Genomic DNA, 9,394 nt, shown 5'->3' with positions numbered 1-9,394 from the left:
AAATCAGTATCATCATCACGTTTAAGTACATAACTATCGCGTAATTGCATCGCACTATCAAATACAGATTTACCGTTAATCCCCGTCATTAAACGGTCAAATTCACGATCTGTTAGGGGTTTTCCATTTAATTTATCCTTATGACGTTCATTAATTATACTACGAAAATTATCATGTAATTGTTCAACGTTATGTATGTTTACTCGTTCGTATCCTAAACTCTCAAGTTGTTGAAGTACCTCATTTTCTAATGCATATTCACTCTGATAAGCCATTCATTCATCCATCCTAAACTTAATCTTTCTTTAAATATATCAAAATTTAGTAATAATTAATATTGCATACTTCATTTTTAAGCAACTAATTAATAAAAACCGCATCATTTATGATATGCTTCTGCGTATCGTTTTATACTGGGGTTTTTATAATAATAATGGTCCTTACATTTTCAAAGACTAAATTCACGTGTAGACATATTGAATGCGTCTTATTAGGATCTAATCTAATCAAACAAAAATTTAAGAGAGAAATCATATCTACAGGTTTTTTAACCAGAAGATTATTTTGATCTATTTCAAAAATTTTCAAACCGTTCTTAAAAGTGTATTTTTATAAAAGTATGATAAAAGAGAAATTTTAGTCGCTTACTTCGTTTCAAGATATTACTGATACAATAAGGTTAAAAAATCGGTACGTTTAACAGAACAAGTGTAGGTATTATAATAAACGTTTTTGATTTTGATGAAAAATAAGCTGTTCAATTTTTGATTGAACAGCTTTACCTAGTTATCCTTACTTTTATTCTTTTACCCTCAAAAGGCGGAGAGCATTCAGTATTACAATAATAGCAGCTCCTGTATCACTTAATACGGCCATTCATAGTGTAAGTATTCCCAAGAATATCAGAACAAATGCCGCCAACTTTATTGTGATGGAAAACCAGGTGCGGTTGGGAAAATCCCCTTCCTGCGATTACCGTTCACAAACGCCCAAAAAGAGCAACTGGCTCTTTTAGCTCTGGGACTGTCTTGGCATAGAGAAGGTAAAACCTTTCCCACTTAAAAGAACGGAAAAAGACGCTCTGTCCTGGCATTATCTTTGGCTCGACGCTTGCCCCCATACGGATATTAATCGTTTCGAAACTTTTAATACAGTCAATTTAACTTTTGAATGTAAACTGGCTGCCTTAAGTCACTGTTTATGATTTTATGCTTCCCATGCTCTTTAATTGCTTATTTGACCGCCCGTATGATAAAAACGGTATGCAAGGCATTGTTTTTACTCATAACATCTTTATTAGATTGCTCTGTTTTTTAGTGTCCAATGTTATGGGAACATTGTAGAATCCACACTTCAAAGTTCATTCATGTCAATCGATTCGTTCATTATTTAGATCTTAATAATCGAAGTCCATTTAGTATAACAACTAAAGTACTTCCTTCATGAACAATTACACTGATTGTAATATCAGTTAATCCTAACAAACTAACGACAACTAAAAAGGCAACAACTGCCATTGAAAAAATAATATTTTGCCTAATAACACGACCCATATTTGAGGAAATTTTATGAGACTGTACTAATTTAGATAAATTGTTCTGCATTAAAACCAAATCAGATACTTCTACTGCCACATCAGTACCGCCCCCCATAGCTATACCAACATCAGCATTAACAAGGGCCGGTGCATCGTTCACACCATCTCCAACCATGGCAGTAACTCCAAATTTTTCTTTTTGTTCTTCTATAATTCTGGATTTATCTTCAGGCATTACATTAGCGATAACTTCGTCTATTCCCAATTGTTCGCCTACAGCTTTTCCCGTCATTTCCGAATCACCAGTAATTAAAGTCGTGTGGATACCAAGTTTCTTAAAGTAATTAATTGTTTCTTTAGCATGCTCATTCGGAATATCCATTAGAGCTATAATCCCAATAACTTCTTCATTTTCTGCTACGTATACAACCGTCTTTCCTTCTGATGCCCAATCATGATTGAACTGGGTATACTCTTCAGAAGCACTTTCAAAAGAAGTAGGCTTACCAATACGATAATTTTTTCCATTATAATCTCCTGTCAGACCTTTTCCAATTTGATTAGTAACTTCGATGTCTATTTTATTTTTAACTTCAAATTTTTCTAAAATAGCATTAGCGAGTGGGTGATTGGATTCCTTTTCAAGGGCGACTATAATATCAATAATATTTTCTTCGTTCACAGAATGAGTGAAATAGTAATTTGTTACTTTAGGTTCTCCGTTCGTAAGGGTTCCTGTTTTATCGAAGGCAATTGCATCTATATCCGCTAATTGTGATAGGTAAGTACTTCCTTTTGAAAGCACGCCTTTTTTAGCTAGGTTAGATGTTGTAGACAATGTTACAGATACAGTAGCTGCTGCCAAAGCACACGGTGAAGCTGCGACTAAAATCACTAATCCCCTGTAAACACTTTGCGACCATGTCCAATCAAATAGAAAAGGAGCAAGTAACATTACTAATGGTATTGCGATTAAAACTATATTAACATATTTAGGCTCGAATTTTTGAATGATACTGGCAGCTTTTGTTTGATTATCTTGGTTTTGACTAACTAATTGTAAAATTTTAGAGAATACAGTATCCTTGTTTTCCTTAGTGACTTCCATAGTAAAAGTACCTGTTCCATTAATCGTACTTCCAAAAACTTCGTCACCCTTAGATTTCTCTTTCGGTATACTTTCTCCATTAATAGAAGATTCATCAATTGAGGTAGTACCGGATAAAATAATCCCATCAATTGGAACTTGATCACCGTTCAGCACTTGGAGTTGATCTCCAACTTTTAATTCACTGACATCAACAATTTTTGTGTTTCCATCAGGTAGGATTAATTTAGCTGTCGTTGGGTTCATTTCGAGTAGCTTAGTAATTTCTCTTTTACTTCTTCCTTCAGCGTAATCTTCAAGAAAATGAGCGCCGGAAAAAATAAGTATCAAAAGGGTTCCTTCCCAAAAACTCCCTATCAGAGAAGCCCCGATTGCAGCTAATCCCATTAGAATATGAGAATTAGGAGTGAATTTTCCCTTTAATTTAGTATTTTCAACTGTCTCTCCAATTCCTTCGAGAATAATTACATGGTAGCCGGCTGTGATTGTGGCAATTGAAAATAAGATGTTTTGTATTAATAAATTTGCATCACTTAAAAAAAGCCCAATTATAGCCAACACTAAGCCAATAAAATATGAAATAATTGGCATTTTTCCGTGATCATGATCATGACTATGATCGTGGCTATGACTTTCGTGTGCTTGTTGCTCTTGAATATTTTTCATTTCTATCACCTTTCTAAATAAATATGATATATCGGGTTCCAATATATTCGCAGTAAGCTTTACTAAACCAGGACGTTAATTGACCACATCCAAACTTTTTGTATCCAATAATACATCCTATGAATTTATCAACCGTATTCACTAACCCTCTCTGCTACACCCATCTCACTTTCCTTCGAGATATCATACAACGCTTTCCATTCTGTTTTTTTGTTTTCCATATCCATTGCAAAACCCCCTTTTCATATGCCTATAATATTGTTATATGATCATATAACAATATTAATGACGTGAATTATTATTAACACTCATTACTGGTTTACGGAATACTAGTGATGACAGGCGTGATCGATCGCCTGTTTTAGCATATTCATAGTATGTTCATCATCATGGGAATAAAACAATGTTGTGCCTTCCCTTCGGAATTTTACTAACCGTAAATTTTTCAAGAACCGCAATTGATGGGAAACTGTTGATTGTCTAAGATGTAGCGTTTCAGCAATACCGTTTACCGAATACTCCTTATAAAAGAGCAAATGGAGAATCCGGATTCTCGTAGGATCACCTAACGCTTTAAATGTTTGCGATACGACAAATAATGTTTCATCATCTAAATCCTTATTATTTACTTCCTCTAATTCCTTTTTTTCTTCCATTATCCTTCCCTCACTTTAGGTTTCAATTCAAAACCTTATATATAATAATCACTATTTATCTACATATATTAATATATGTTCATATATATGATATAACCATCTGAATAAAAAATCAAATAATATTTAATATGAATTCATATATTTTGTTTTGATTTTTTAGAGTAAAATAAACAAAGCCTTTTTAAGAATAGTGGGATGAGTGCAGTATGGATGATCGGGCGTTAGCTTCCGCACTTGTAATTGGTGTTGGCGGTGGACTCGCTTGGATAATGGAAGGTTTTCAAAGTGGTCATGGCTTTATTTATTCATTATGTGCAGGCCTTATAATTGGCTTATTATTTTTTGAAATGATTCCGGAAAGTATTGAATTAGGCGGGTGGGTAATTTTACTCGGTGGAATAGCAATAGGCTTAGTATTATTCCAATCCATTCATCTATTAATGGATAAAATTACAATTATCACTAATAGTCATCAAAAAGATATTTTCGTTCGATCGGGGGTACTTTTAATTATCAGTATAGCAATTCATAATTTCCCTGTTGGCAATATTCCTTTATTTGTGTAATTTGACCATTAATACTAAATTTATCAATGTCTTGAGAAATTATTGAAACTCTAACATAACATCCTACAGATTTTCTTTTCATTTCTTTCATATTTTTCATCCTTTCATTAATTAAGCAATCGATGATTGCGTAGCTTGGTTTACAATGTTTAGCGGTTCATTTTTGAAATAGATTCCCACAAGGCTTTTGTTTTTAGAAATATGAATTTCATCAATATATCGGTATAACATGCTTAACGTGAAGTGTTGTTGAATTACATTTTCAAAAGACTTTTGAATTTGTTGCTCATTTATTGATAGTGTTGGTTTTGATTGTTGAAGTAACGATTGAGATTGTTTTCTGAACGTTTCTGCATCGATGGCTCCTTTAGCTAATTTATCTATCAATTGTTCTTGTGTAAGTGTGCTCCTAGTTTCTAGGGCCCTTTGTTTTTTGATCCGTTTTTGAATTACATCATTGGTTTAAAGATAAATTGAAGGATGAAACAAATAATACTGGTATTCGTATGTTTGAGCGCTATGCGGCTATCACTACTTCGGCCAAGATTCTTAGTCATGTTTTATCTACAGATATTGATATCACTAAAATAAAAGATTACTTTATTGATTATCATACTCATACAGTCTCTGAACGATCACTGGCAGATAAAGCGATTGAAGTCGTTACGCAATTTGTAGCACAAAATCGTGGTAAGTTTTCTGATGACACAGCGTTAAAGAATATGATTGAGAATTATGGACTAATTGCCTTAAAAGATGATTATATCGAAGTCAAAATCATTGCGACTGTATTTAAAGATATGCTGAAAGAACAGCACTTTCAGGATGTCAACAATGTCGTGAATGCACTAAGAGATAAAGGTTTTATTGAATCTGACCGTGATCGAATTACGACAAAACGAACAGTTAAAGATGACTATGGTAAGAAACAGTCACTTGTCTTTTACCATTTAAAACTAGATTCAGAATATGCATCTATTTTTGGTCTAACTAAAGATGCTGAACCTATTAAAGCTAAAATTAACTTGGATAACAAAAAGATGCTTGAATCATGGAAAAAACAGAATGATGATTTAATTGATTTTTAATAACTTAAAGATGCAATCGTACAGGAGTAGATAAAATGGATGAATTGATTGAATTACTAGCTGATTTAGTTATTGAAGAGTTACAGAACGATAATTAATCATTGCGGTCCAACGTGCTTTTAACACGTTGGACCTTTCATTCTAATTCATTCATAAACATATATTATCTCTATGGAGGTGTATAACATGGAAGAAGCCGTTGCTTACGTACGTCAAAGTACACTAAAACAACAAAGTTTAGCGACTCAGAAATCTCTCATTTTGAATACTGCTAAGCAATATGGATGGCCTAATGTGACGTTTTATGATGATAAGAGAAGCGGTCGAAATACGAAACGGTCGGGTTATCAAAAGATGGTAGAAATGATTACGTCCGGAAAATGTAAAGTATTGTGTTGCTATCGCTTGAACCGACTACATCGTAATTTGAAAAATGCCATACAATTCTTTGAAATTTGTAAAAAGCATCACGTCACAATCATCAGTGTTAACGATGGATATTTTGATTTGTCTAAAGAGTTTGATTGCTTTCGCTTAAACATACTCATGAGTCTAGCAGAAATGGAATCGAACAACATCAGCGAACAAACACGAAATGGGATAAGAGAAAAAGCCAAACAAGGTAAGTTGATTACAACACACGCCCCTTTTGGTTATCACTACAGCAAAGGTCACTTTATTGTAAATGCAGAAGAAGCACCGACAATCAAAGCCGTTTATCGTTGGTATTTACAAGGACTTGGTTACAAGAAAATTTCTCAAAAGCTGGATAAAGATATGAATTTTATTTCTCGTAAGCCCTATCAAGTTAGAAATATTCTCTTGAACCCTAACTATTGTGGTCGTGTCATTAATAAATATGGAACGTTTAATGATATCGTTCCACCTATTATTAATGTTGATACGTTTGAGGAAGCACAAGAGCGTCGTATTCATAAACAACACAATCGATCCAATTCTAGAAATAAGTTAAAGCGACGAATCAAATGTCCTTACTGTCAATCAACATTAACAAACTTAACGATAAAAAAAGAACATCGTTCTCTACGTTACTATGTCTGTCCTAAAAATATGAATGAAGCTTATCATACGTGTCCATTTAAAGGTATCAATGCGCAAATGATTGAAACAGAGGTCCTCAACACTTGTAAAGCATATTGTAACAATCAGTCATTTCATGACAAATTAAATGAGACAATACTAAAAGTTCTAAAATACCAACAAATGAAACACAGACAATCACATCTAACACAAGAACAACTCATCGAAAAGCTAGCACAAAATCAAATTGATATCGAGACGTTTAAACATTTATCTGCTGGCTCTGAAAGTGAAGAACGTTACTCTAATTATTCACATAAACAAATTGCCGAAGCAATCCGTCATGTAATCAAAGATAAATTGACATTAGAAAACATAGCACCTTTGATTGATGACATTAAGATAACTCAAACTAAACAATTAAAAGAGATCTACTTTAAAAACAGTCGACTTAATATCGTTGAACAATCACATTTAATAACTCCTGAAAGGAATGAAGTCATATGACACAACTCAAAAAGAAACGTATTGGATTATATGCCCGTGTATCAACTGAAATGCAAACCGATGGTTACAGTATTCAAGGTCAATTGAACCAACTCAAAGATTATTGTCAATTTCAAGGCTATGAAGTTGTTAATGAATATACCGATCGTGGTATATCTGGTAAAACAACCCAACGCCCTGAACTGCAACGTATGTTAAAAGATGCAAACGACGGTAAGTTAGACTGTATTATGGTCTACAAAACCAATCGTTTAGCTAGAAATACCTCAGACTTACTAAATATTGTCGAAGAATTGTATAAGATTAATGTCGAATTTTTTAGTCTAACTGAAAAAATAGAAATTGCCAGCTCTACAGGTAAATTGATGCTTCAAATTTTAGCCAGCTTCTCTGAATTTGAAAGAAATACGATTGTAGAAAATGTCTACAATGGCCAAAGACAACGTGCCATTGAAGGTTATTACCAAGGTAATTTACCTCTAGGCTATGATAAAGTACCTGACAGTAAAAAGGAGCTCATGATTAATCAACATGAAGCAAATATTGTTAAATATATTTTTGAGTCATACGCCAAAGGTCATGGTTATCGTAAGATTGCGAATGCATTAAATCACAAAGGTTATGTAACTAAGAGAGGTAAACCGTTTAGTATTTCATCCATTACCTACATCATCTCAAACCCTTTTTACATTGGAAAGATACAGTTTGCGAAGTATAGACACTGGAGCGATAAGAGACGAAAAGGACTGAATGATGATCCCATTATCGCTGATGGTAAGCATGCGCCTATTATTGATAAAGCTTTATGGGATAAAGTACAGTTTAAACGCCAAGAGAGACGCAAGAAACCACAAGTTCACGGTAAAGGAACAAACCTACTGACTGGGATTGTAAAATGTCCGAAATGTGGTGCAGCAATGGTGGCAGATAATACGACAAACACATTAAAAGATGGCACTAAGAAAAGAATCAAATATTACTCATGTAGTAATTTTAAAAACAAAGGTTCAAAAGTTTGTTCAGCCAATAGTGTTAGAGCAGATGTATTAGAAAAATACGTTATGGACCAGATATTAGAAATTATTAAAAGTAAAAAGGTATTGAAACAATTAGTCGAAAAAGTAAATGAAAGAAGTCAAATAGACGTCTCTTCTTTGAATCATGATATTGCCTATCGACAGTCACAATGTGAAGAAATAAAAGCCAAAATGCATACACTAACGAAAACAATCGAAGATGAACCAGAACTAGACAGTGTATTGAAGCCAACGATACTTAACTATCAAGCTGAATTGAATCAACTAAAAGACCAAATCAATCAACTAGAACAAGATAAACAAGCTGAAGCACCTTCTTATGATGCTGATACGATTGCCAACATACTACAAACAATATTCAAAGATATAGACAAATTAGAGAAATCACAGTTGAAATCACTATATCTAACGGTCATCGATTGTATTGAAATCCGAAAAGATGAACAGCATAAGAAGCAATTTTACGTCACACTCAAATTGAATAATGACATTGTCAAACAACTATTTAATAACCATCCACTCGACGAAGTGCCCCTTAGCACTTCGTCTTTATTTTTGCCACAAACCCTATATCTTACTATTTAGCTAATAGAACTATTGTTTGACAATAATCTTTCCTATCTTCTTTCACTTATTTTATCTAACGATTTTTAGAATTCTCTTTATCAATTTCAATAACACTTATCTAATGAGAGAACGAATTGACGGTATCTATCTACTACTACACGATGCTTATATTGAAATTGCTAAAGAACATCCCACGATGATTTTTTACCGGGAAATGAATGGGATTTGCAAATTCGAAGAAGCAGAAGGATTGTGCAAGCACAATCCCAAAATCCCGTTATTTTTTATAAATAAATAATATATATAAGGAAGCAGAGACCTCACCCTATCATCAATACTTATAAATAATGAGTTGATTGTTCGTCAAAATGAGTGGGATTCCGGGATTTCCTTGTTATACCAACGTTTATCACGGGTTTTTGATTGGAATTTTCTCATATTGTCAACGGGATCCGTAATAAATGACAAATCAAATATATATTATCTCATTGATGTATATGAACTACATCACTATCTGAAAGTGTACTTTCTTTAAGTACACCTAAGGGACCCATGGGTGGTGTTACATGTAACATTTCATAATCTATTGTCTTTCTATCGTCTGTTTTAATGTGTTCAAAT

The 9,394-nt window shown here is 33.4% G+C and carries 6 protein-coding genes and 3 pseudogenes; 4 read left to right on the top strand and 5 right to left on the bottom strand.

Annotation, left to right across the window (positions count from 1 at the left end):
- From KA858_RS11575 to KA858_RS11565, 3 genes are all read right to left on the bottom strand, one after another.
- Nucleotides 1–275 (bottom strand): PDDEXK family nuclease (locus KA858_RS11575; RefSeq protein ID WP_210135766.1); only part of this gene is annotated, 275 nt, incomplete at its 3' end.
- Nucleotides 276–1,385: 1,110 nt separating this feature from the next.
- Nucleotides 1,386–3,311 (bottom strand): heavy metal translocating P-type ATPase, encoded by a 1,926-nt coding sequence (locus KA858_RS11570; RefSeq protein ID WP_017175150.1) that lies wholly within the window; start codon nt 3,309–3,311, stop codon nt 1,386–1,388.
- Nucleotides 3,312–3,640: 329 nt separating this feature from the next.
- The gene (locus tag KA858_RS11565; RefSeq protein ID WP_000391495.1) at nt 3,641–3,967 is read right to left on the bottom strand and encodes an ArsR/SmtB family transcription factor; all 327 of its coding nucleotides are present in this window, start codon (nt 3,965–3,967) and stop codon (nt 3,641–3,643) included.
- 206 nt (nt 3,968–4,173) lie between these two features.
- Between KA858_RS11565 and KA858_RS11560 the strand changes: the two genes are divergently transcribed.
- The gene (locus KA858_RS11560; protein ID WP_017175149.1) at nt 4,174–4,533 is read left to right on the top strand and encodes a ZIP family metal transporter; all 360 of its coding nucleotides are present in this window, start codon (nt 4,174–4,176) and stop codon (nt 4,531–4,533) included.
- A 111-nt stretch (nt 4,534–4,644) separates the two neighbouring features.
- On the opposite strand, the pseudogene KA858_RS11555 reads toward KA858_RS11560, so the two are convergent.
- Nucleotides 4,645–4,983, bottom strand: a pseudogene (locus KA858_RS11555) (cassette chromosome recombinase CcrA); the annotation flags it as partial.
- 8 nt (nt 4,984–4,991) lie between these two features.
- On the opposite strand from KA858_RS11555, the pseudogene KA858_RS11550 reads away from it, so the two are divergent.
- From KA858_RS11550 to ccrB, 3 genes and pseudogenes are all read left to right on the top strand, one after another.
- Nucleotides 4,992–5,621: pseudogene (locus tag KA858_RS11550) on the top strand (cassette chromosome replicative helicase); the annotation flags it as partial.
- A 186-nt stretch (nt 5,622–5,807) separates the two neighbouring features.
- Nucleotides 5,808–7,169 carry a cassette chromosome recombinase CcrA gene (gene ccrA, locus KA858_RS11545; protein WP_210135765.1) on the top strand — a complete coding sequence of 454 codons (1,362 nt, stop codon included), beginning with the start codon at nt 5,808–5,810 and terminating at the stop codon, nt 7,167–7,169.
- Nucleotides 7,166–8,791 (top strand): cassette chromosome recombinase CcrB, encoded by a 1,626-nt coding sequence (gene ccrB, locus KA858_RS11540; protein WP_210135764.1) that lies wholly within the window; start codon nt 7,166–7,168, stop codon nt 8,789–8,791. Before ccrA ends, ccrB begins: the two co-directional genes overlap by 4 nt.
- 488 nt (nt 8,792–9,279) lie before the next feature.
- Here the strand turns inward: ccrB and KA858_RS12940 are convergent.
- Nucleotides 9,280–9,394 (bottom strand): annotated as a pseudogene (locus tag KA858_RS12940) (hypothetical protein); the annotation flags it as partial.

Origin of the sequence: Staphylococcus sp. GDX8P80P, from assembly GCF_017893095.1 — a bacterium.
Taxonomy (GTDB): Bacteria; Bacillota; Bacilli; order Staphylococcales; family Staphylococcaceae; genus Staphylococcus; species Staphylococcus borealis.
Note: the sequence above shows the minus strand (reverse complement) of the source record. Positions and strands in the feature narration are given on the sequence as shown.